The sequence below is a fragment of the Porticoccus sp. W117 genome, from assembly GCF_030341905.1.
GTDB lineage: Bacteria > Pseudomonadota > Gammaproteobacteria > Pseudomonadales > Porticoccaceae > SCSIO-12696.
In genome coordinates, this window is sequence record NZ_JATAAF010000012.1 from 1 (window position 1) to 23,152 (window position 23,152).

At 53.4% G+C, this 23,152-nt stretch carries 18 protein-coding genes and 2 tRNA genes; 16 read left to right on the top strand and 4 right to left on the bottom strand.

Translation table 11 applies throughout. The features are described from left to right. Window positions 1-234: 234 nt before the first annotated feature. Window positions 235-2,094 (top strand): M48 family metalloprotease, encoded by a 1,860-nt coding sequence (locus tag QSV34_RS09780; RefSeq protein ID WP_289154219.1) that lies wholly within the window; start codon window positions 235-237, stop codon window positions 2,092-2,094. A 91-nt stretch (window positions 2,095-2,185) separates the two neighbouring features. Here QSV34_RS09780 and QSV34_RS09785 read toward each other — a convergent pair whose 3' ends face one another. Next, entirely contained in the window at window positions 2,186-2,710 is a 525-nt protein-coding gene (locus QSV34_RS09785) for a GNAT family N-acetyltransferase (RefSeq protein WP_289154221.1), read from the bottom strand. A 304-nt stretch (window positions 2,711-3,014) separates the two neighbouring features. Here QSV34_RS09785 and xerD point away from each other — a divergent pair, with 304 nt between their 5' ends. From xerD to thrC, 4 genes are all read left to right on the top strand, one after another. Beyond that, window positions 3,015-3,923: a site-specific tyrosine recombinase XerD gene (xerD, locus tag QSV34_RS09790; RefSeq protein ID WP_289154224.1), complete on the top strand. Its 909-nt coding sequence runs from the start codon at window positions 3,015-3,017 to the stop codon at window positions 3,921-3,923. A gap of 83 nt (window positions 3,924-4,006) precedes the next feature. Then, on the top strand, window positions 4,007-4,744 hold the full coding sequence (locus QSV34_RS09795; protein WP_289154226.1) for a DsbC family protein: 738 nt from the start codon (window positions 4,007-4,009) through the stop codon (window positions 4,742-4,744). A gap of 165 nt (window positions 4,745-4,909) precedes the next feature. Continuing rightward, window positions 4,910-6,211, top strand: a complete 1,302-nt coding sequence (locus QSV34_RS09800; RefSeq protein ID WP_289154228.1) for a homoserine dehydrogenase — start codon at window positions 4,910-4,912, stop codon at window positions 6,209-6,211. Next, window positions 6,211-7,602 carry a threonine synthase gene (thrC, locus tag QSV34_RS09805; protein ID WP_289154231.1) on the top strand — a complete coding sequence of 464 codons (1,392 nt, stop codon included), beginning with the start codon at window positions 6,211-6,213 and terminating at the stop codon, window positions 7,600-7,602. Before QSV34_RS09800 ends, thrC begins: the two co-directional genes overlap by 1 nt. 71 nt (window positions 7,603-7,673) lie before the next feature. On the opposite strand, the gene QSV34_RS09810 is transcribed toward thrC, so the two are convergent. Both QSV34_RS09810 and QSV34_RS09815 read right to left on the bottom strand, forming a co-directional pair. Further along, window positions 7,674-8,042 (bottom strand): hypothetical protein, encoded by a 369-nt coding sequence (locus QSV34_RS09810; protein WP_289154234.1) that lies wholly within the window; start codon window positions 8,040-8,042, stop codon window positions 7,674-7,676. Then, window positions 8,042-9,625, bottom strand: a complete 1,584-nt coding sequence (locus QSV34_RS09815; protein ID WP_289154236.1) for a S41 family peptidase — start codon at window positions 9,623-9,625, stop codon at window positions 8,042-8,044. The genes QSV34_RS09810 and QSV34_RS09815 overlap by 1 nt, the downstream gene beginning before the upstream one ends. A 162-nt stretch (window positions 9,626-9,787) precedes the next feature. On the opposite strand from QSV34_RS09815, the gene QSV34_RS09820 reads away from it, so the two are divergent. The 8 genes from QSV34_RS09820 (at window position 9,788) to QSV34_RS09855 (ending at window position 18,582) form a co-directional block, all read left to right on the top strand. Beyond that, entirely contained in the window at window positions 9,788-10,438 is a 651-nt protein-coding gene (locus tag QSV34_RS09820) for a response regulator (RefSeq protein ID WP_289154238.1), read from the top strand. Further along, complete coding sequence (gene uvrC, locus QSV34_RS09825) at window positions 10,435-12,270, top strand: excinuclease ABC subunit UvrC (protein ID WP_289154240.1); 1,836 nt, start codon at window positions 10,435-10,437, stop codon at window positions 12,268-12,270. Before QSV34_RS09820 ends, uvrC begins: the two co-directional genes overlap by 4 nt. A 163-nt stretch (window positions 12,271-12,433) precedes the next feature. After that, entirely contained in the window at window positions 12,434-12,997 is a 564-nt protein-coding gene (pgsA, locus tag QSV34_RS09830) for a CDP-diacylglycerol--glycerol-3-phosphate 3-phosphatidyltransferase (RefSeq protein WP_289154242.1), read from the top strand. 85 nt (window positions 12,998-13,082) lie between these two features. Next, window positions 13,083-13,156: transfer RNA gene (locus tag QSV34_RS09835), tRNA-Cys, on the top strand. A 39-nt stretch (window positions 13,157-13,195) separates the two neighbouring features. Beyond that, a tRNA-Leu gene (locus QSV34_RS09840) sits at window positions 13,196-13,282 on the top strand. A 480-nt stretch (window positions 13,283-13,762) separates the two neighbouring features. Then, the gene (locus QSV34_RS09845) at window positions 13,763-15,979 is read left to right on the top strand and encodes a putative bifunctional diguanylate cyclase/phosphodiesterase (protein WP_289154244.1); all 2,217 of its coding nucleotides are present in this window, start codon (window positions 13,763-13,765) and stop codon (window positions 15,977-15,979) included. A gap of 1 nt (window position 15,980) precedes the next feature. Further along, on the top strand, window positions 15,981-16,652 hold the full coding sequence (gene trmH, locus QSV34_RS09850) for a tRNA (guanosine(18)-2'-O)-methyltransferase TrmH (protein ID WP_289154245.1): 672 nt from the start codon (window positions 15,981-15,983) through the stop codon (window positions 16,650-16,652). A gap of 145 nt (window positions 16,653-16,797) precedes the next feature. Further along, window positions 16,798-18,582, top strand: a complete 1,785-nt coding sequence (locus tag QSV34_RS09855; RefSeq protein ID WP_289154247.1) for an acyl-CoA dehydrogenase — start codon at window positions 16,798-16,800, stop codon at window positions 18,580-18,582. A 146-nt stretch (window positions 18,583-18,728) separates the two neighbouring features. Here the strand turns inward: QSV34_RS09855 and QSV34_RS09860 are convergent, their stop codons facing one another. Next, window positions 18,729-19,598, bottom strand: a complete 870-nt coding sequence (locus QSV34_RS09860) for a LysR family transcriptional regulator (protein WP_289154249.1) — start codon at window positions 19,596-19,598, stop codon at window positions 18,729-18,731. A 154-nt stretch (window positions 19,599-19,752) separates the two neighbouring features. Here QSV34_RS09860 and leuC point away from each other — a divergent pair, with 154 nt between their 5' ends. From leuC to leuB, 3 genes are all read left to right on the top strand, one after another. Then, the gene (leuC, locus tag QSV34_RS09865) at window positions 19,753-21,180 is read left to right on the top strand and encodes a 3-isopropylmalate dehydratase large subunit (RefSeq protein WP_289154251.1); all 1,428 of its coding nucleotides are present in this window, start codon (window positions 19,753-19,755) and stop codon (window positions 21,178-21,180) included. Window positions 21,181-21,182: 2 nt separating this feature from the next. Continuing rightward, complete coding sequence (leuD, locus tag QSV34_RS09870) at window positions 21,183-21,830, top strand: 3-isopropylmalate dehydratase small subunit (protein WP_289154253.1); 648 nt, start codon at window positions 21,183-21,185, stop codon at window positions 21,828-21,830. 205 nt (window positions 21,831-22,035) lie between these two features. Continuing rightward, window positions 22,036-23,118 (top strand): 3-isopropylmalate dehydrogenase, encoded by a 1,083-nt coding sequence (gene leuB / locus QSV34_RS09875; protein ID WP_289154254.1) that lies wholly within the window; start codon window positions 22,036-22,038, stop codon window positions 23,116-23,118. Window positions 23,119-23,152: the final 34 nt, after the last annotated feature.

The following is a 23,152-nucleotide window of genomic DNA, read 5'->3' on the forward strand; positions in this document are numbered from 1 at the left end:
GTGGTCGGCAGGAACTAGCTCGTCAATGCTGACGAACTCCATAGTGGACTGGGTTTGGGGGCGGTCTTTTAACATGCCCCATTATAAAAAGTCCCCGCACGAGGGCGAGGACTTTGTCAGCAGTCTGGGGCGGCTATTTAGCCGCCCCTTTTTTTGTTGATATAAGTTTGCCCATACTGTTATGGTTTTCCATTAACACAGATGGATTAATACGGATATTGTGAGGTGCAAGCAATGACGATCAAAACTGAAGAGCAGTTCATAGCAGTTGTTCAAAAAGCAGAAAAAGACTCAGCACGTAATATCAATAGCTATAAAACTCGACTGGCGCTCTTTGCTGTCCTGGGTTATGTGGTGATATTTACGATCCTCTTATTGCTTCTGGGTATGGTCGGTGGCATGGTGGCACTGGCCTTTGTGAGTTCAAGCCTGCTATTTTTGTTGATAAAGAAAAAAATTATTTTTGTCGTTATATTTGCGATCTGGACATTTTTTAAAGCGCTCTGGGTAAAGTTTGATAGACCAGAGGGATATGAGCTCGCACGAAAAGACTACCCAAAGCTATTTGCTGAAATTGATAACCTGACAAAAAGTCTAAAAGCACTAAAAATTCATCGTGTTATTTTGACTGAAGAACTTAATGCTGGCGTTGTACAGCACCCTAAATACGGAATTTTAGGCGGCCAGCAAAATATCTTGTTTTTAGGTTTGGAATTATTGCTGGCTTTGTCACCGCAAGAAATGCGATCTGTCCTTGCTCATGAGTTTGGCCACCTGTCTGGCAATCATAGTCGATTCTCTGGTTGGATATACCGCGTTCGTGTGAGCTGGGATCGTGTTATGCATGCGTTCTCAGGCAATGGCTCCTTTGGAGCCAGTCTGATGAGGCGTTTTTTTGAGTGGTACTCACCTTATTTTTCTGCTTATTCATTTGCCTTGGCCAGGAATAACGAGTACGAAGCAGATGCTATTTCAGCGGAGCTTGTGTCTCCCCCTGTAGCGATAAAGGCACTTGTCAATGTGCACGCATTGGCTCCGTATATTGATGAAAAGTTTTGGTCATCTTACTTTAAGCAGGCCGATAAGGTATCTGAACCTCCACATAAGCCTTATGGCGGACTCGCATCTTTTTTGACGTCAAACCCTATTCAGGGTGATGAGCTGGCTGACCGTGTTGGTAAGGCACTTGAAGTTGAAACACGCTATTCTGATACCCATCCCAGTCTGCATGATCGCGTCAAGGCTTTGGGTCAAGAAGTGTTGTTGCCTGAAATATCCGAAAATAATGCAGCGCAAGAGTGGTTGGAGGAATTGTATGAAAAAACATTGGAATATTTTGATGCTCGGTGGATGGAAGCCAATGCAGGCAAGTGGAAAGATCGCTATGAATATGTGAAAGGGGCGCAAAAATCATTAGCGGAATTCGCCAACAGAGAGACCGCTGCACTCACGGATGATGAACTGTGGGATTATGCCTCGTGGAGCCACGAGTTCATTGGCGAGGATGAGGCACTGCCACTGTATCGCGCATTTCAATCAAGGCACAAGGGTAGCGTGGGAGCTGCTTACTATATCGGACGTATTTTGTTGACAAAAAAGGATGACGAAGGGCTGGAGCACCTGCGTATTGCCTTTAAAAGCCCTGATACTATTTCGGAAGCGGCCCATTTGGGCTATCAGTATTTGCTGGATAATAATCAGAATCAGGCTGCGGAGGCCTGGTGGAAAGAAGCTGAAAGCGCAAATGAGATTCACCAAAAGGCACAGGCAGAAAGAGACTCGGCATCGCTGAAAGATAAATACGTAAGCCCGGTAATTGATCAACCATTGCTGGAAAAGATGAAGCAAGTGCTAGGTGCACAGAAGAACGTGCGCTCTGCCTGGGTAGCGCAAAAGGTGGTCAAATACTGTCAGGAACAACCGGTATACATTATTGCCTTTAAGCCGAAAGGATTTTATTTTTCCGATGATAAAGTTCTGGAATCCCTTGTGCAGGGTTTTGAAGGAGAGGGGGATATATTTCTTGTGGCTGCTCGGGGTGAAACTAAAAAGCTGGCAAAAAAAGTCAAAAAACAGGGGGTTAATATTTTGTAGGTACTCTCTGATGCTTCCTCTTTCGTCTCTACGGGATGTCTACGGCGCCCATTTTGTCTCACGCCGCTGCGCGGCCCAGGGTGATAATGGGTCAAACCACCAACCCATAAGCCACTTCATCCGTCCAGCGATTCCCCAGCTTGTAATGGGATGCAAAGTGACCCTCTTTCTTCAACCCCAGCTTTTCCATCAACCGCACTGACGCGGTATTTTCCGGGTCCGCGTAGGCTACCAGTTTGTGTACGGGCCAACCCTGCTTGATCAATTCGACAAAGGCTTCCATGGCTTCATAGCCGTAACCGCAACCGTGGTAGTGGCGATTGAATTTGTAACCGATCTCGATAATTTCGCTGGCTTTATCTCGATAGCGAAATCCGATATCGCCAATCAATGCACGGCTTTCTTTTAAGGTAACTGCAGCGCCCATCCAGATATTTTCCTCTCCCTTCCAAGTGCCCATATAGCCATTAAAGTGCTCGCGGATTTCCTCTACGGTGCCCACTTCGCGGATAAAGGCCATGACCTGTATATCTTGGGCATAGGTTAGGTAGCTATCGAAATCACTCTCCATCATGGGGCGAATAATCAGGCGGTCAGTTTCCAGAGATTGTTTCATTTTTGAACTCGCTTCCATTCAGGGTCTGTTGACGTATCATATCCGCCACTGTTGGCGGCTGAAAAGGCGTCCATCTAGGCGCGAGGAGAGTGGTTTGGTCATTCCAAATGAGCGACGAGCAACAACGAGGGGCGCCTTTTCAGTGCCAACCCCTTTCGTTAGAAAATACGGGGCTGAGGCTATTTTTGCGCTCCACTGCGTTGTAAATCGCTTATGTAGAATAACTACACAGCACTCTTTACGCCTTGTTGAGCGCAAAAATCGCTCTCAGCAGAGGTGGAGATGATGCGTCAACAGACCCTTTATGCCGTGTAAAGTAGCACCCATGTCGATGGATAACCAACAGCTTATTGACCACTATTTGGACGCGGTGTGGATGGAACGGGGGCTCAGTGAGCACAGCCTCGCTGCCTATCGCCGGGATCTAAAACAGTTTGCCAACTGGCTGCAAAGCCCGTTGTTAAATGCCAGTGCTTACCAGCTGCAGGACTATCTGGCCCATCGCCAGCAGCAGGGGTTGGCAGCCCGTTCCATAGCGCGAATGCTTTCCTGTTTGCGGGGTTTCTACCGTTATCAGGTGCGAGAAAATCACCTGCAGCAAGACCCCACCAATAATATCGATAACCCTCGCCTGGGGCGGCCATTGCCGAAAACCTTGACCGAAGAAGATGTCGAGCGACTGTTGAATGCTCCGGATCTCGGTCAGGCCATCGGCTTGCGGGATCGCACCATGCTGGAAGTGCTCTACGCCTGTGGACTGCGAGTGTCCGAGCTGGTGGGGTTGACCATCCCACAGGTGAATCTGCGTCAGGGGGTGATAAGGGTATTTGGTAAGGGCAGTAAAGAACGCCTGGTGCCACTGGGCCTGGAGGCTCAGGATTGGCTGGAGCGCTACCTGCGCCATGGGCGCCCGGAGCTACTCAATGGCCGCCAGAGTGATGTGTTGTTCCCCAGCACTCGCGGCCAACAAATGACCCGGCAAACCTTCTGGTATCGCATCAAACAGTGTGCAACCACAGCGGGAATCAGCAAGCCACTGTCCCCCCATACCCTGCGCCATGCCTTTGCCAGCCATCTGCTGAATCACGGTGCTGACCTGCGGGTGGTGCAGTTACTGTTGGGGCACAGCGACCTGTCCACCACTCAGATATACACCCATATCGCCAATGCGCGGATGCAGGAACTGCATGCCAAGCATCACCCCAGAGGGTAAAAAAGCGTACCTATTCGAGTGTTGCCGGGAACCACCACCTTGCCCTAGACTCCAATCGCTATCGACTCAATCTGGATAACCCAATGACAGCTGTACGTACCTGGATCGCTTTTCTGGCTTTTGCTTTCTGTTCTCTCAATGCCTTGGCGGAAGTGACGGATCAGCAACAACAAAAGATTCTTGCTGGTCTGAAAAAATGGCGCCCGGACTTGAACTTCACCAATATTATTGCCACTCCTATCGATGGTTTGTACCACGTACAGATTGTCGGCGGCCCCAGTATCTATACATCCGCTGATGGCAGTTACTTTATTCAGGGAGATCTCAACAAAACCAGCCTGGGCCGTATCGAAAACTGGCTGGATGGCGTGTACGCGCCCATTCGCCGTGATCTGATTCAAGCCGCTAATGTAGACGATATGGTGGTGTATAAAGCCAGTGGTGCCACCAAGGCGGTGGTTCATTTGTTTACGGATATCGACTGCGGCTACTGCCGCAAGATGCACCAGGAAATACCGGCGCTTAATGCCCTCGGTGTGGAAGTCCGCTATTTGGCCTTTCCCCGTGCCGGTATGGATTCAGCATCAGAGCACAAAATACGTTCGGTATGGTGTGCCGATGACCCTTTGCAAGCCATGGATCGAGCCAAGCAGGGTTACGACTTACCGCGTAGAGATTGCAAAACCGAGGCCATTGCCAACCATCTGCAAATGGTGGAAAAAATGGGCCTGACCGGTACCCCGGCCATGGTGCTCAGTGATGGCACCCTGATCCCCGGTTACCTGCCTGCCAGCAGATTGAGAAGTGTTCTTGGGCTTTAAGGTGCGTTCAGCAATTTTTCGGGTCTGACCAACTCTCTCACCAAAGCATACATATACTGCCAATGCGTCATTGACACTGTCTGTGGCTGTGGGTAAGGTCGTGGCCGTTTTCAGGCGGCTAACTTCTATCTTCAGGCCGCCATCGCAAACGCCTTGGGAGGCACCTTGAAATCACTCAAATTGGGTATCTGTGGCTTGGGCACGGTGGGTTCCGGTACGTTCAACGTACTGCGCCGTAACATTGAGGACATCAACGCACGGGCCGGCATTCCGGTGGATATTGTTCAGGTAGGCGCGCGCCGCGACCGGGACGATTGCGATACTTCAGGAGTCGCCGTTACCCGCGATATTTTTGACGTGGCCGACAATGCCGAAGTGGACGTGGTGGTGGAGATGATTGGTGGCACCACCACCGCTTATGAACTGGTGATGAAGGCCATTGCCAACGGCAAGCACGTAGTGACTGCCAACAAGGCATTGATTGCTCTGCACGGTAACGACATATTTGCCGCTGCTGAACAACAGGGTGTGGCGGTGCACTACGAGGCCGCTGTGGCTGGCGGTATTCCCATTATTCAGACCATGCGCGAAGGCCTGGTGGCCAACCGTATTGAGTGGCTTGCGGGCATTATCAACGGCACTGGCAACTTTATTCTTACCGAGATGTTCGACAAGGGTGTGGACTTTGATACCGTGCTCACACAGGCTCAGGAGCTGGGTTACGCCGAAGCCGACCCCACCTTTGATGTGGAGGGCATCGACGCCGCCCACAAACTCACTATTCTGGCCTCTCTGGCTTTTGGTATTCCTCTGCAATTCGACAAGGTATTTACCGAGGGCATCAGCAAAATAGAACCCCAGGATGTGGAGTACGCCAAAGAGCTGGGCTATCGCATCAAGCACCTGGGCATAGCCCGCAAAACCGATTTGGGCGTAGAGCTGCGAGTACACCCGGCACTGGTGGGTGAGCGCCGTTTGCTGGCCAATGTGGATGGGGTAATGAATGCGGTGATGGTGCAGGGCGATGCGGTTGGGCCAACCCTGTATTACGGCGCCGGCGCCGGCGCCGAACCTACTGCCTCAGCGGTCATTTCTGATATTGTCGATCTGGCTCGTACCCTGAGTATGGCGCCGGAATTCAGAACAGGGCATCTGGGCTACAACGCTTCTCACCCCAACCCCCCGCTTGTGCTGGATATCGCCGATTCGGTCAGTGCCAGTTATTTGCGGCTAATGGTGGAAGATCACCCCGGAACACTGGCAAATATCACCACTATTATGGCGGATAACGGCCTCGATATTGAGTCTCTGATTCAGAAAGAGCACGAGAGCGACGAACCGGTGGTGCCGGTTATTCTGTTGGTTGGGGCCGCTAAAGAAAGTACTGTACTCAATGCCATCGCCCAGGTAGAGGCGCTGCAAGAGGTGAAGGACAAAGTAGCCCGCATTCGTGTGGAGGCATTGTAATGCACTATATTTCTACTCGCGGTCAGGCGCCGGCGTTAAGTTTTGAAGAGGCTGTGCTTACTGGCCTGGCTACTGACGGCGGCCTCTATGTGCCGGAAAATATCCCCCAATTCAGCCGTGAGCAAATCGCCGCCTGGGCGGGTTTGCCCTACAACGAGCTGGCCTTTGAAGTGATCAAGCCCTTTGTGGATGGCGAAATTGAAGACGCCGACCTCAAAGACATTATCGACCGTTCCTATCAGACGTTTCGCCACAGCGCCGTGGCGCCACTGGTGCAGTTGGAAAACAACCTGTGGGTAATGGAGCTGTTTCACGGCCCTACCTTGGCGTTTAAAGATTTTGCCCTGCAATTTCTCGGCAACCTGTTTGATCACCTGTTGGAAAAGCGCGGTCAGAAAGTAGTAGTAATGGGCGCCACTTCCGGTGATACCGGCTCTGCCGCTATTGAAGGTTGCAAGCGCTGCAAGAACATCGACATTTTTATTTTGCACCCACACAACCGGGTATCCGATGTGCAGCGTCGCCAGATGACTTCCATCCTGGAGCCCAATGTTCACAACATCGCCCTGGAAGGCAACTTCGACGATTGCCAGAACATGGTGAAAGCCAGCTTTGCGGATCAGTCCTTCCTGCCGGAAGATCGTCAATTGGCGGCGGTAAATTCCATTAACTGGGCGCGCATCATGGCCCAGGTGGTGTACTACTTCCACGCGGCGCTGTCATTGGGTGGCCCTCATCGGGCGGTTTCTTTCAGTGTACCCACCGGCAATTTTGGCGATATTTTTGCCGGCTATATTGCCAAGCAAATGGGCCTGCCCATTGAACAACTGGTGATTGCCACCAACGCCAACGACGTGCTGCACCGCTGTATCAGCAACAACGATTTCAGCAAACAGCCGCTGGTACACAGCTTGTCGCCGAGCATGGATATTATGATTTCCAGCAACTTTGAGCGCCTGCTGTTTGACCTTTACAACCGCGACGGCGAGGCCATTCGCCAGCTGATGTCAGACTTCAACAATGGTCAGGCGTCAATGGAAGAAACGGCTCTGGCAAAAGCGCGTGAGCTGTTTTCCAGCTACCGCTGCGACGATGACCGCATGGTGGAAGTTATCGCCAGGGAATACGACAACAGCGATTATCTGTTAGACCCCCACACAGCTACCGGTGTAGACGCCGCCCGTGCCTGCCGCCGCGGTACCGATGTGCCCATGGTGTGCCTGTCCACCGCCCACCCGGCGAAGTTCCCGGAAGCGGTGCGCAAGGCAGGTTACCCCCAGGATCCGCCATTGCCCCACCATATGGCCGATCTGTTTGAGCGCAAGGAGCGCTATACGGTGAAAGACAATGACCTGAAAACCATTCAGGAATTCGTGGCGAGGAATTTGTAGGCTATCTGATTCCGCCATTGCGAGACAAATCTTCAGGAAAGCCGATTTGCCTCGCAATGACCAGTGTTTGTTCAATATGTGCTTAAATGAGTTTCCTCCACACACTGTAAACCAAACAAAGTGTATTTCTGTTTGCTCTCAACGTGCTCCAACACACAATCGCCGTTGTCCCACCACAGGCGAAAGTGGTTGGGTTTTTCGAAGGTTCGCCCCAGGCGTGGGCCTTCAATAATCACTTCGCTGCTGTTGTAAAACGCATCATCCGCCAATGTGACATTGGCACCATTCAGTACACTGGAAATCAGCCCAGACAGTGGATGTGTCGCTGACTGTTGCTCACCACGCACCAGAAGCGCAGGTGTGGCATCGCTTGCTGCCGGTAACTGGCAGCCGGGCAATATGGCGATCAGCAAACTTACCAGCAGGGCTTTAGCGGCCATCAGTTGCGCTCCAGAATGCGATTTTGCAACCACAGTGGCTTGCCCACTACGCCGCCTCCCGGTACTTCCAGTGCCGCGCCGCTGTCAATTCTCTGTCGTGCAACAATCGCGCTGGGGGTAGGGCAGGTGCGATCAATGCGGTATTGCAATGCGGTGGCCAGCAGGCGTTCTGCCGGGTCACCCAGCGGCCTTGAATAGTCATCAGCCACTGCGCAGCCAGCCACTGGTTCGCCGACATTGCTGGTGGCGTTGGCAGGTGAAAAACCGTCGCTGTAATCGCTGAAGCCAACGTCGTTTTCACCGGCAAACTGAATGGTGAAATAGGTGGTACCACAGTTGTCCTGGGGATAAAAACCGTAGGGTTTGCCGCAGGTAGTGGAGCCGATCTGGATTACCTCCACATTGATGCCTCGCAAGCCGTTGATGATGGCCTCGCTGGCGGAGCAAGTGTCGGCAGTGGTGAGTACAAATACCCGTGACAGGTTGAGGGAAGGCAGTGCCTGCCCCGCAGTGGCAGAAAGCCCGGTAGTGGTTGAGCGAAATGGGCTGGGCGCCAGACGCTCACCAGTGACTGGATTGTTGACCCGGTGCTTGTCATTAAACACCAGGTTCTCGAAGGTACGCCCAGAGGTAGCGCTGGAACCGGCGATCATATAGGCCATTTGGCTGGCGATGGAGAGAAAACCGCCGCCGTTGTAGCGCAGGTCCAGCACCAGGTCGGTGATATTGGCGTTAGCCATTTGAGTGACTGCGTCCAGCAATTGCTGTTCGGCGGTGGCGATATGATCGTTAAACAGGATATAGCCCACATCGCCGCTGCTGGTGTTGATAATGTCGGTGGTTAGTACCGGCGTTGACGTGATGTTGCCAGACTGCAATGTAACGCTGTAGCTGGATGTCGCCCCCACATCCTGCACAACAAAAGTGTGTGACTGACCAGCGGCACTGGGAGACAAGCCAGCATTAATAACATCTACATCAGCCTGTGTACCACCATTGACCGCATCAACACCATCCACTCGCAGCACCTCGGTGCCGCGGCTCAGGCCAGCATTGGCGGCAGGGGAGCCAGGCTCCACATAGGCCACCACAATTCTGCGTGGCGGCGTGGTTTGCAAAACCGCAAAGTTGGCGCCGTAACCGGCGGATACCCCGGATTGCGACAGCTGGCGCCAGCGCTCGGTATCAAAGGTAAAGTGAAACTGGTCCCGCGGGTTGCCAGAGGAGGTAAGGGCGTTGGTTTTCAGTTGTTCAAAGTAGCTTTCGGTATCGCTGAAATCTGCCGGGTTGCGATCGACGATTTCGTCGTACCACAGGTACAGGTCATTACTCCAGGAACGCAACCAGTTGTTTTCCTGCAACGTAGAGCCCTGCCTATCCGGGTAGGCCGTGCCGGTTGCCGGGTTGGTGCCCGTGCGTGGCGTTTGGCAGCGGGCCTCGAAATTGCTGGCAGCCTGGAACACGCCCTGTTGGAAGGCTGGGGGTGTTGTCTGGCCGCTGTTATCACTGCCACCACCGCCTCCGCCACAGGCAGACAGTAGAGCGGCAGATAAAAGAAGTAATACGTTGTTTGTTATTTTCACGTTTATATCCATATAGAAGCTGCTTTGACGGTTAATCATAGTGCTTTAAAAGCCATTTCAAAACCGCCAATTTGTCCCCATTTTTGTAGGAAATATCTTACAAGGGTGATAGGCTTCAAGGCACTCTAATGGGGTGCAAGTGAGGGATAGGTGGGGATTCAGATGACACGGGTAGTACTGGTAGATGATCACGATCTGGTGCGGCTGGGCATCCGCCGTTTGCTCGCTGAGGTGGAGGATATTGAAATTGTCGCCGAAGGCACCAGTGGCGAGGAGGCCATTGATCTGGTGCGTGATCACAAGCCGGATGTGGTGTTTATGGACATTCGTATGCCCGGCATGGGGGGCATTGAAGCCACATCGCGGCTGACCTCCCTGTTCCCCGAAGTGATTGTAATTGGCCTTAGCGCCGCCAGTGATGAACTCTATCCCACCAAAATGTTGCGTGCTGGCGCCCGCGGCTATATTGCCAAAAACGCCGATGCCAGCGAAGTGCGCAGTGCTCTGGATACAGTAATGGCGGGGGACTCCTACATCAGCCCAGAAGTGGCCCGCCAGATGGCGGTTGGCAGTCTCAAGGGGGTTGAAGGTGGCTCACCCTTTGCTCAGCTTACCGAAAGAGAGTTGCAAATCGCCCAGATGATTACCAGCGGCTACCGCGCTAACGAAGTGGCTGCGATTATCAAAATCAGCCCCAAGACCATCAACACCCACAAGTACCGCATTTATGACAAAATTGGTGTCAGCAACGATGTGGAACTGACTTTGGCGGCGGTGCGCCACGGCCTGGTGGACCCATCCGAAAGCCTATGAGCTCTTCTGCTTCGTTTGACAGCAAGGCCTTTCTTAAACAGCTTACCCAACGTCCGGGCATCTATCAGATGCTCGACGCTGAGGGCAAAGTGCTTTATGTGGGAAAAGCGAAAAACCTGCGTAAGCGGGTCAGTAGCTATTTCAGAGAAAGTGGTCTGGCGCCAAAAACTCGCGCTTTGGTAAGCCGTATTGGCGGCGTTGAAGTGACGGTGACCGAGACCGAAGCGGAAGCACTGATCCTCGAACAAAACCTGATCAAGCAGTACCGTCCGCCCTATAATATTCTGCTGCGGGACGATAAATCCTACCCCTACATCTTTCTGTCAGATCGGGATCAGTTTCCCCGCCTGGGCTTTTACCGGGGCATGAAAAAACGCAAGGGTACCTACTTTGGCCCTTTTCCCAGCGTGCAGGCGGTGCGGGAAACGTTGAGTTTTTTGCAAAAAACGTTTCGCGTACGCCAGTGCGAAGACAGCTTCTTTCGCAATCGCTCACGGCCCTGCCTGCAATACCAGATCAAGCGTTGTACCGCTCCCTGTGTGGGCCTGGTTGATGAGCAAGACTATCAACGGGATGTGAAACACAGCCGACTGTTTCTGGATGGCACCGCCGACTCCCTGATGGGGGTGCTCGAACAGCAGATGGAGCAGGCCTCAGCGCAGTTGGCGTTTGAGCGCGCTGCCGAGCTGCGCGACCAGATTGCCTCGCTGCGCAAAGTGCAAGCCCAGCAGGTGATCGAAAGTGGCAGTGGCAATTGCGATGTGGTGGCCGCCGCTATGGAGGGGGACCACTGCTGTGTGCATGTGCTCTACGTACGCGGCGGACGAATATTGGGCAGCCGCAGCTATCATCCCAAAGTGCCCCTGGCGACGACAGCTGCGGAGCTGCTGGCGGATTTTGTTCCGCAACTGTACTTGCGTGGTCGCGGTGCCGCAGACCCGCCGGAAGAAATTGTCGTTAACGGCGAAATCTCCGACAGCGATTTAATTCAGCAGGTGCTGAGTCAGCAGGTAGGGCGACGCCTGCACATCAAGCACCAGGTGCGTGGCACCCGTGCCCGCTGGCTGGAGCTGGCGACTCGCACTGCTGCTGAAAACCTCTCCGGGCGAGTAGCGGCACTGGCCTCTTTGAGCAGCCGCTTTGAAACCTTGGGGGGCATGTTGGAACTGGAAGATGTGCCCCAAAGAGTCGAGTGTTTTGATATCAGCCACAGCAGTGGTGAGGCCACAGTGGCCTCCTGCGTGGTGTTCGATCACAGTGGCCCGGTAAAATCCGATTACCGCCGCTTTAATATCGACGGCATTACCCCCGGCGACGACTATGCCGCTATGGCCCAGGCGTTGAAGCGGCGTTACACCCGCATTCAAAAGGGCGAGGGCAAGCTGCCGGATGTGCTGTTTATCGACGGCGGCAAAGGGCAGATGCACAAGGCGGCGGACATTCTTGCCGAACTGGGTGTAGTGGGGGTGGCCCTTGTTGGTATTGCCAAAGGTGTAACCCGAAAGCCCGGACTGGAAACACTGTACCTGGCCACGGACGAGGGCGATCGGGAGTTGGCTGCCGAACAATCTGTGCTGCATCTGATACAGCAAGTACGGGACGAAGCCCACCGTTTTGCCATTACCGGCCACAAACAGCGCCGCGACAAAAAGCGCCGCACCTCGCCACTGGAAGGTATACCGGGTATTGGCCCTAAACGACGTCGTGAACTGCTGAAGTTTTTTGGTGGTCTGCAACAGGTACAGCAGGCCAGTGTGGCAGACCTGGCGCGAGTGCCAACCGTTAGCCGAAAACTGGCAGAAACTATTTACAGTGCACTTCACAACGAGTAAGTTGAAATTCCAAGTTCGTTATTACCACCCTGAAGGTCGTCATCCCCGCGCAGGCGGGGATCCATATTGTCACGAAGCACTGAAATACATGGATTCCCGCCTTCGCGGGAATGACGGGATAGCAACAACAATATAGAAAACGAAAAGAACCGAGCCCTTTTATATGTGGAACCTCCCAAACATTCTGACGCTGATGCGAATCGCGTTGATCCCGATTTTTATCGTCGTTTTTTACCTGCCCTGGGAGTGGCGCTATCCGGTAACGGCGGGGATATTTATTCTTGGCTCAATTACTGATTGGCTCGATGGCTATCTGGCCCGCAAGTTGGAGCAGAGCACGCCCTTTGGTGCTTTTTTGGACCCGGTGGCGGATAAACTCAGCGTCAGCGCGGCGTTGATTCTGTTGCTGGAGGCCAACCCCAGCTTTCTGTTTGCGGTACCGGCGTTGGTAATTATCGGCCGCGAAATAGTGGTGTCGGCCCTGCGCGAGTGGATGGCGGAAATTGGCCAGCGCGCCAGCGTCGCGGTGTCTATGGTGGGCAAACTGAAAACCGCCCTGCAAATGGTGGCCATCAGTGTATTGTTGTTCTTTAACCCGGAGACTGACAGGGTGTACCACATTATCGGCTTGGTGCTGCTCTACGGGGCGGTGATTCTCACTCTGTGGTCTATGTACGTGTACCTGAAAGCCGCCTGGGATGAGCTGGTGAAATCCGATTCCCTGTAGTGATTTCATAGCAGGGGCGAGAAGCGCTTGATTCTTTTTCGAGATTCCCTAGAATAGCCGCCTTCGTCGCCCGCAGGCGGCACTTGGCGCGGTAGCAAAATGGTTATGCCGCGGATTGCAAATCCGCTGATGCCGGTTCGATTCCGGCCCGCGCCTCCACTTTCTCTGCACGCCACTCTGGCAACTGTGCATACCGTCGCCCGGATGGTGAAATTGGTAGACACAGGAGACTTAAAATCTCCCGACCTCACGGTCGTGCCGGTTCAAGTCCGGCTCCGGGCACCACACTTTTATATACTCGCCACGGCCAATAAGGCCGATATGTCTTGTATGAATCGAGGCAGGACTTGAACCGCCGGCTCAAGTGATTCGCGCGTCCTGCGCTCGGCCCTGTGGGCCAGCCTGCGGCTGCCAAAATTTGTTCCAGACAAATTTTTCCGTCTACCCGCACCATTTATTCATATCACTTTCTACTTCGCATGGCCTTGTTACTGGGTTCTCGGCGCTTTTGCCGCGAGCTTAATATCAACAGTCTGAGTGTATTGGGCGGTCATGAGCTTTCTCAGCGGTATATAAAACTCTATGAGTGGCAAATTTCTAATACTATCTTCGCACTCAGGCCGTCTTAGCTACCGTTTAAGCATTAGTGCTGCCTAATGCGGTGACTATCCAATGGAACTGCGTATAATTCAAATCGGAACTGCGTCACAATAATAATGTTTGTGGTTCTCAATATGACCCACATGGATATTACGGAGAAGAGCCTTGGACTGGCGTTACATCAAACAACAGATCGGCATCACAGTACTGTTCGCCCTGATTGAACTGCTGTTGGTGCAGAACATGGAAAGCGGTACCAACCTGTGGCAACTGCTGGTGATGACGGCGATTGTCTGGCTGTGTGTATCTGCGGTGTTGTACTCGGACTTGTTGCAGCGTCGCCAACAGCACCAGATGGACAACAAAAGCCTGCTGTTGGATGTGATTTCCTCTTCTTCTCCAGTGATGGTGTGGTCCATTGATAGCCATGGTCGCATTGCTGAAATTCGCGGTCGCGCCCAAAAGAATGTTGCCGACGCCAGCAAGGCCGTGACCGGTAGCGATGCCCGCCAGGTATTCCGAAGCTCTCCCGGACTGTTGCGTGATATTGAGCGCGCCAGGAAGGGGGGCAAATTTATGTCCTACCAGCCTATTAATGGCCGTTTTTTCCGCCACCACTTTCAGAGCCATGAATCCGGCAGTGGCAGTGTGGATATGATCCACTGTGTATCGGTGGACCTGACTCGCGAGAAAGAGCTGGAAGAGCAGCTGCGGTTGTCATCCAAGATATTCTCTTTTACCGCCGATGCTATTGTGGTAACTGACAACCGTCGGGTGATCGAATCAGTCAACAACTCCTTCACCGAAATTACCGGCTTTAGCGCCGAAGATGTACTGGGTGAAAAACTCGGCTTGCCGCGCACTGCCAGCCAGGATGTGTCTTTCTATAAAAAGGTTTGGCGCGACCTGAAAAAGCGCGGCGTATGGCGCGGCGAGGTGTGGAGCAAGCGCAAATCCGGTGAGTTGTTCTCTGGCCGTATGACCCTGAAAACCGTTTACGATGCCGATGGTGAAGTAAGCAACTACGTGGCGTTTTTCTCTGACGTGACTGACCTGAAACGCTCTCAGGAAGAGCTGCGCTACCTGGCCAACCATGATTCCCTGACCGGCTTGCCCAACCGTCGCCTGTTCCTCGACCGCCTGGATCAAGGCATCAAGCGGGCACGTCGTGTGAAAGACCGTCTGGCGGTGTACTTTATCGACCTGGATGAGTTCAAGCAGATCAACGATACCCTGGGCCACCACGTGGGCGACAGCCTGCTGAAAGAAGTGGGTGAGCGCCTGCGGGGTATTGTCCGCGAAGCGGATACCGTTTCCCGTTTGGCCGGTGACGAGTTCACCATTATTGCCGAAAATGTGGGTGGTAACGACGAAGTACGCGGCTTGGCGAAGAAAATCCTCGGTATATTCGAGCTGCCGTTTAACCTCCACGACAAAGAATTTTATGTGTCTGCCAGTGTTGGTATTGGTGTGTTCCCTGATGATGGCGAAGACTTGATTACCCTGATGAAGGGTGCTGATGCGGCCATGTACAAAGCCAAGGCCGAAGGTCGTAATGGTTACTACTACCTGTCCGCCAAACAGGCTAACAATGAGAATTCCGATCTGTTCTTCAACTCGGAACTGCGCATGGCGATCCCACGCAATCAGCTGTCACTGGTGTACCAACCCCAGGTGCTGATTCATACCGGCGAAGTGATTGGTTGCGAAGCGCTGATGCGCTGGAACCACCACTCCCGTGGCCAGGTAATGCCCAATACTTTCATCCCTCTGGCGGAGCAGGCGGGTCTGATTCGCGAGCTGGGTAACTGGGCTTTGGAGTCCGCTTGTGAGCGCATGAGCAAATGGCGCGATCAGGGTGCACCGATACAGTTTATGTCGGTGAACGTGTCTCTTACCCAGATGCAGGACAAGAAATTTCCCACAATGGTGGAGCGTGCCCTGGAAAAATCCGGCCTGCCTGCATCATGCCTGATGCTGGATATATCTGAGAAAAGCATTTTGGTGGATCTGAGTCACAGTAAACAGTTTATTGAAAAACTGGCGGATATTGGTGTCGCGGTTTCCATCGACGATTTTGGTACCGGCAAGGCGCCCTACGGTTATCTGAAAGAGCTGCCAGTGAGTGTGATCAAGGTGGATCGCAAACTGATGAACGACATCAAAATTGGCAAGCAGAACGACAGCCTGCTGCGCGCCATTATCGGCCTCGGCGATGTGCTCGGTGTGGATGTGGTGGCAGAAGGTGTAGAGCGTACCATTCAGGAAAAATACCTCCACGGTGTTGGCTGCCGCTTCGCCCAGGGCTTCCTCTATGGCAAGCCCATGAGTGCGGAAACCTTTACCCAGCAGATGGGCTCCAATAGCCACACTATTCAGTAACGTGACACCTGAACGTTTCCAGCGAATATCGGCGGTCCTTAATAAAAGACAACCCGACCTAACCGTAATAACCGACGATGTGCACAAGGGGCAGAATCTCTCTGCCATTGTGCGCACCTGCGATGCCGTCGGTATTCCGGAAATTCACGCGGTTTACTCCAAAGGCGAATATCGCCCCCACACCGGCACTGCCATGGGCAGCCAAAAATGGGTGCAGGCCAATATCTGGCCAAGTGTGGCCGAGCCTATCGAGGCGCTGAAATCCAAAGGCTTTCAAATTGTCGCTGCGCACTTTTCGGAAAAAGCGGTGGACTTTCGCCAGGTAGATTACTGCCAACCCACGGCTCTGTTATTGGGTGCCGAGCGGGAAGGGGTGAGCGATGGAGCGCTGGCCGCGGTCGATCAGGAAATTACTGTGCCCATGCTGGGTATGGTGGAATCGTTTAACGTCAGTGTCGCCTGCGCCATTATCCTTTCTGAAGCTCAACGCCAACGTCAAGCTGCGGGCTTTTACGATCAACGTCGCCTGCCGGATCAGCAATATCACAAAACCCTGTTTGAATGGTGCCATCCGGTGATTGCGGATTATTGCAAAGCCAAGGGGCTTGAGTACCCGGGGCTGAACGAGCAAGGGGATGTTGCTAACCCCGATTCACTAAAGCGTGGCGACTGATAGCCTTTCGAAGGCCGTGACCAAAATTCGATATCTGGTCAATTCTCAAAACTCCCCAGTCACGAAACGGTCTATCACCACGGGATAATTCCATACTATCGTTGGACAAATAAAAATCATTGTTGTGATTCTTTAAGGAGACACCATGTCCGACTATCAGGCGCCCCTGCAAGATATTCAATTCCTTCTACAAGACGTTCTCGGCTTGGGCGATATCGCTCAACTTCCCGGCTATGAACAGGCTACAGACGATATCGTTGAAGCGGTACTCGCTGAAGGCAGTCGCTTTTTTGGTGAAGTAATTGCTCCCACCAACCGGGATGCGGACGAAGCGGGCTCCAAAGTAGTAGACAAGAAAGTGGTTGCGGCTCCGGGTCTGAAAGAAGCGTATACCGCAATGGTACAGGGCGGTTGGCCAGGTTTGGCGGGCAACGCAGAATACGGTGGGCAAGGTATGCCCCATCTGCTGGGTGCTGCCTTGGACGAAATGTGCCAGAGTGCCAACCTGGCGTTTAGCCTCTGCCCACTGTTGGGTAAAGGGGTGATCGCCGCTCTTGAAAATTACGGCAGTGATGAACAGAAACAATTTTACTTGCCCAAGCTGATCTCCGGTGAGTGGGCGGGCACGATGAACCTTACCGAGCCTCAGGCTGGCACCGATCTGGCGGCCATTCGCACCAAGGCAGTTCCCCAGGGCGACCATTACCTGATCAGTGGCCAGAAAATCTTTATTACCTGGGGAGATCACGATTTCACTGACAACATTATCCACTTGGTGCTGGCGCGCACCCCGGATGCACCGGAAGGGGTGAAAGGCATTTCCCTGTTTATCGTGCCGAAAAACCTCCACGATGAAAATGGCGCTACTACAGCAGCCAATGACCTCTATCCGGTTTCGGTGGAACACAAAATGGGCATCCATGCCAGCCCAACCTGTGTACTGAGTTACGGTGATGAAGGCGGCGCAGTGGGTTACTTGGTGGGCGAAGAGAATCAAGGCCTCAAGTATATGTTCGCGATGATGAACCACGCCCGAATGTCGGTGGGTTTGCAGGGGGTGTCACTGGGTGAGCGCGCCTACCAGCAGGCTCGCGATTACGCTCGCGACCGCGTTCAAGGCGAGATGATCGGTGTGGATGGCCGAGTGCCCATTATCAAACACCCGGATGTGCGCCGTATGCTGATGCTGATGCGCAGCCAGATCGAAGCAGGTCGTGTGTTGGCCTATGAGGCGGCGGCCCATGTGGATAAATCCCTACATAATCCGGATGAAAAACAGGCGGCTTTCCATCAGCGTCGCGTAGACCTGTTGACGCCATTGGTGAAAGGCTGGTGTACGGAAATGGCTCAGGAAGTCACTTATCTGGGTGTGCAGATTCACGGCGGCATGGGTTTTGTGGAAGAAACCGGCGCTGCACAACACCAGCGCGATGCTCGTATTCTGCCTATTTATGAAGGTACCAACGGCATTCAGGCGTTGGATTTAATTGGCCGCAAACTGCTGAAGGATCAAGGTAAATCTTTGCAAGAGTTGGCTGCAGAATTCCAGAAAACCCTTGCCCAAGTAGAGGCTGCCGGCAAACCCCTGCGGGAAATTCACAAAGGCCTTGGGCAGGCGTTGTATGCCAGTGACAAAGCCATTCGCCATATTTTCACCAACGTGATGGCGGACTGGAGTTTCCCTGGCGCGGTGTCCTTTAACCTGCTGATGCTGTTGGGTACTACGGCAGCGGGTTCACTGCTGGCGCAATCCGCCTTGGCAGCGCAGGCGAAACTGGACGCCGGTGACGGCGATGCCCAGTTCTACAAGAACAAATTGATTACAGCACGCTTCTTTGCTGAACAAGTATTGCCCCGTACTCTGGGCTATATGCAGGCGATTATTTCTGGTCACGAAGCCACGATGGAGTTGGCTGAAGATCAGTTTTAGTTCGGCTGCGAGCGGCGGGCTTCGGGCAGCGAGCAGATTGGTGGTATCCCGTCATTCTGAGCGTAGCGAAGAATCTCACATCTATCCGCTTGTAAAGAGATCCTTCGCTGCGCTCAGGATGACAATTTCGCTCAGTCTGCTCGTAGCTAGCAGCCCGTAGCCCGAAGCATCTCAATTAACGCCCTGGCCGCATTGGACAGGGTTTTTTCTTTGTGGTGGATATACCCTAACTGCCGTTCCAATTTCAGGTCGTTTGCGGGCAGGGCGGTCACCGTGTTGTCGAGCATGCTCAGCGGCAACAGACTCCAACCCATGCCAATAGCCACCATACCCTTGATGGTTTCCAAATAGTTGGTGGTCATGGTGGTATTGAGCTTTAAATGCTGCGCCGCAAACAGCTCTGTAACAATTTGACTGGTGTGGGTGTTGAGCTCCGGCAAAATGGCCGGGTAGTTTTGCAGCTGCTCTACTGCAAATGGCGTTTCCGTCAGAGGGTGATCTGGCGCCACCACAAACGCCAGCTCATCTGGCCAGATACTCTGGGCGATGACTTTTGGGTGAGGCTTGGGTGACAGAGTAATAATTGCCAACTCAAAATGGCCATGAAGGATATTGTCGTAGGCGCTCTCGGAATCCATAAACGCCATATCGATAGACACATCCGGGAATTCCCGGGTAAAACGCTTCAATACTTTTGGTAATCGTCGCAGGCCAATATGATGGCTGATAGCCAGACGCAATGTGCCGCTTACCGAACCACTAAGATCGGCAATGGCTTGGCGAGTGGCTTGCAGTTCTCCAAGAATACTCCGTGCTCTGGGCAGCAATTCACGGCCACTGCTGGTTAAGCTCACCGTGCGGGCGATGCGGTCAAACAGGCGGCAATCCAGCTGTTGTTCCAGCAAGGCAATACGCTTGCTGACCGCGGATTGAGTCAGGTGCAAGCGATCCGCCGCCACAGAAAAAGATTCCGCTTCTGCCACCACAACAAAGGCCTCTAACAGCGACGTATCCATCTCTCATCTCCCGTCTTTCGTCTCACACATTGAATTCCTTTTGGGAATCCAATGTATTAAAAAGATGAATTTATTTTATTGCAAGAGCAGATTAGAATGCCGGTCACTTATCCCTCGCGAGCCACGCTCTATAACCCATTCAGGAGATTAGCCAATGGCGGGTAAAACCCTTTACGACAAGTTGTGGGATGCACACTTGGTCAAGCAGCGCGACGACGGTACTGCGCTGATCTATATCGATCGGCAATTGCTGCACGAAGTCACCTCGCCCCAAGCCTTTGAAGGCTTGCGTTTAGCGAATCGCCAGCCTTGGCGAGTAGACGCCAATCTGGCCACCCCGGACCACAATGTACCCACCACCAGTGCCGAGCGCCTGGCGGGTGTGGATGGCATTGAAGACGAAACTTCTCGGATTCAGGTAAAAACTCTGGACGAAAACTGCGACGAATTCGGTATTGTTGAGCACGGCATCAATGACCCTGGCCAGGGCATTGTTCACGTAGTGGGCCCGGAGCAGGGCGCTACCTTGCCGGGAATGACCGTAGTTTGTGGCGATTCTCATACCTCCACCCATGGTGCTTTGGGTGCCCTGGCTCACGGTATTGGTACTTCTGAAGTGGAGCACGTACTGGCGACCCAGTGCCTGATTCAGCGCAAAATGAAAAATATGCTGGTGCGTGTGGACGGCACACTGGGCGCAGGTGTTACGCCCAAAGATGTGGTGCTGGCCATTATTGGCAAAATTGGCACTGCGGGTGGTAACGGTTGCGCTATCGAATTCGGTGGCCAGGTGTTCCGAGATATGTCGATGGAAGGGCGCCTGACAGTGTGCAATATGTCCATTGAGGCGGGTGCTCGCGCCGGTATGGTGGCTGTGGACGATACCACCATCGAATATGTCAAAGGCCGCGAGTACGCTCCCAAAGGAGACGATTGGGGCAAGGCAGTGGCCTATTGGAACACTTTACATAGCGATGCGGACGCCGAGTTCGATATTGTGGTGGAGCTGGACGGTACTGACATCAAGCCTCAGGTGTCCTGGGGTACCTCGCCAGAGATGGTATTGCCAGTGGACGCCACCGTACCTAACCCTGCAGACGAAAGCGACCCGGTGAAAAGCAATGGCATCAGCCGCGCCCTGGAGTACATGGGCCTGGAAGCGGGGCAGGATATCAGCAGTATCCCGGTAGATCGGGTGTTTATCGGTTCTTGCACTAACTCTCGCTTGGAAGATCTGCGGGAAGCTGCGGCGGTGGCCAAAGGGCGTAAAGTAGCGGATTCCGTTAAACAAGTGCTGATTGTGCCTGGCTCACAAGCGGTGAAAGCCAAAGCAGAGGCAGAGGGGCTGGATAAAGTCTTTACCGATGCCGGTATGGAGTGGCGCGAACCCGGTTGCTCCATGTGCCTGGCCATGAATGCGGACAAGCTGGGTAACGGTGAGCATTGCGCTTCCACCAGTAACCGTAACTTTGAGGGCCGTCAGGGCTTTGGCGGTCGAACTCATCTGGTGAGTCCCGCTATGGCGGCGGCCGCGGCTATTGCCGGCCACTTCACCGATGTTCGCCAGATGATGGAGGCGTAACCATGGAAAAATTCACCGTTCTGCAAGGTATCGCTGCGCCCATGGATCGCGCCAATGTGGATACCGATATGATTATCCCCAAGCAGTTCCTCAAATCCATTAAGCGCACCGGCTTTGGTGTGAATTTGTTTGATGAATTGCGTTATCTGGACGAAGGCTATCCGGGGCAGGATTGCAGTGTGCGCCCGATCAACGAAGATTTTGCCTTGAATAAGCCCCGCTATAATGGCGCTTCCATTCTGCTGGCGCGGGAAAACTTTGGTTGCGGTTCCAGCCGCGAACACGCCCCCTGGGCACTGGTGGATTACGGTTTTCGCGCCATTCTTGCTCCCAGTTATGCGGATATTTTCTTTAATAACAGCTTTAAGAATGGCCTCTTACCCATTGTTTTAGAAGAAAATATAGTTGACGATTTATTTAAATCGACGGAAGCCAACGACGGCTATCAGTTGACCATTGATCTGGACGCCCAGCTGATCAAGCGCCCGGACGGTGACGACATTCCCTTCGACGTAGACCCGTTCCGCAAACACTGTTTACTCAATGGCCTGGACGATATCGGTTTGACCTTGCAAGACGCAGACGCCATTCGTGAGTTTGAAGGTGGTTGGAAACAGCAATGCCCTTGGTTGTTTGGGGCGATTAAGTAAAAAGACTTGGGTCGCACGTCGCATGCTTGACGTCGCACGCTAAAAACACATCTTCGATGTAGGTCGGGCTTTAGCCCGACAACATTGTTCACCTAAGACACCGAGGGTGTCGACCTGAAGGTCGACCTACAAAAGGTGCTTGGTTTTAGCGTGCGACATGCGACGTCTGACGTGCGACCAATAAAAGCGAAGTGAGAGATAAAAGATGACGAAGAAGGTTCTTATTTTACCCGGCGACGGTATCGGCCCGGAAATTGTCACCGAAGCGGAGCGCGTTCTGCGTGCTGCGGATGAAAAATTTAACCTGGGACTGGAGATTGATCACGGCCTGTTGGGTGGTTCAGCCATTGATCAACACGGTGCACCTTACCCGGAAGAAACCTCCGCCAAGGCTAAAGCGGCAGACGCCATTTTGCTGGGCGCTGTGGGTGGCCCCAAGTGGGACAATATCGAGCGCAGCATTCGCCCGGAGCGTGGCCTGCTGGGTATTCGCTCTGAGTTGGAGCTGTTTGGCAACCTGCGCCCTGCGATTCTCTATCCGCAGCTGGCGGATGCGTCTTCCCTGAAGCCAGAGGTGGTATCCGGTCTAGATATTCTGATTGTGCGTGAGCTGACCGGTGGCATTTACTTTGGCACTCCGCGGGGTATTCGCGAGCTGGAGAACGGCGAGCGCGAAGGCTACAACACTTACAAATACAGCGAGTCGGAGATTCGCCGCATTGGCGTGGTGGCCTTTGAATCCGCTCGCAAGCGCAATGGCCGGGTTTGCTCCGTAGACAAAGCCAATGTGCTGGAAGCCACTATTCTGTGGCGCGAAATTATGGAAGAAGTGGCCAAAGACTACCCGGACGTGGAATTGAGCCATATGTACGTGGACAACGCCGCCATGCAGCTGGTGCGCGCGCCCAAGCAGTTCGATGTGATGGTGACCGGCAATATGTTTGGCGATATTCTGTCTGATGCCGCTGCGATGCTTACGGGTTCTATTGGTATGCTGCCTTCGGCCTCTCTGGATGCCAGCGGCAAGGGCATGTACGAACCCTGTCACGGCTCTGCCCCGGATATTGCCGGGCAGGGCATTGCCAACCCGCTGGCGACCATTCTTTCTGCTGCCATGATGTTGCGTTACTCGCTGGATATGAGTGCGGCGGCGGATGCCATTGAAAGTGCGGTTGACACCGTGCTGGATAAAGGTCTGCGCACCGCCGATATTTACACCGATGGCGATGTCAAAGTCTCCACCAGTGAAATGGGTGCCGCAGTTGTTGAGGCGTTGGCTGCCCAGTAACGCTTGCTAGAGTAAGGTCGAATAGTGGCAGGGG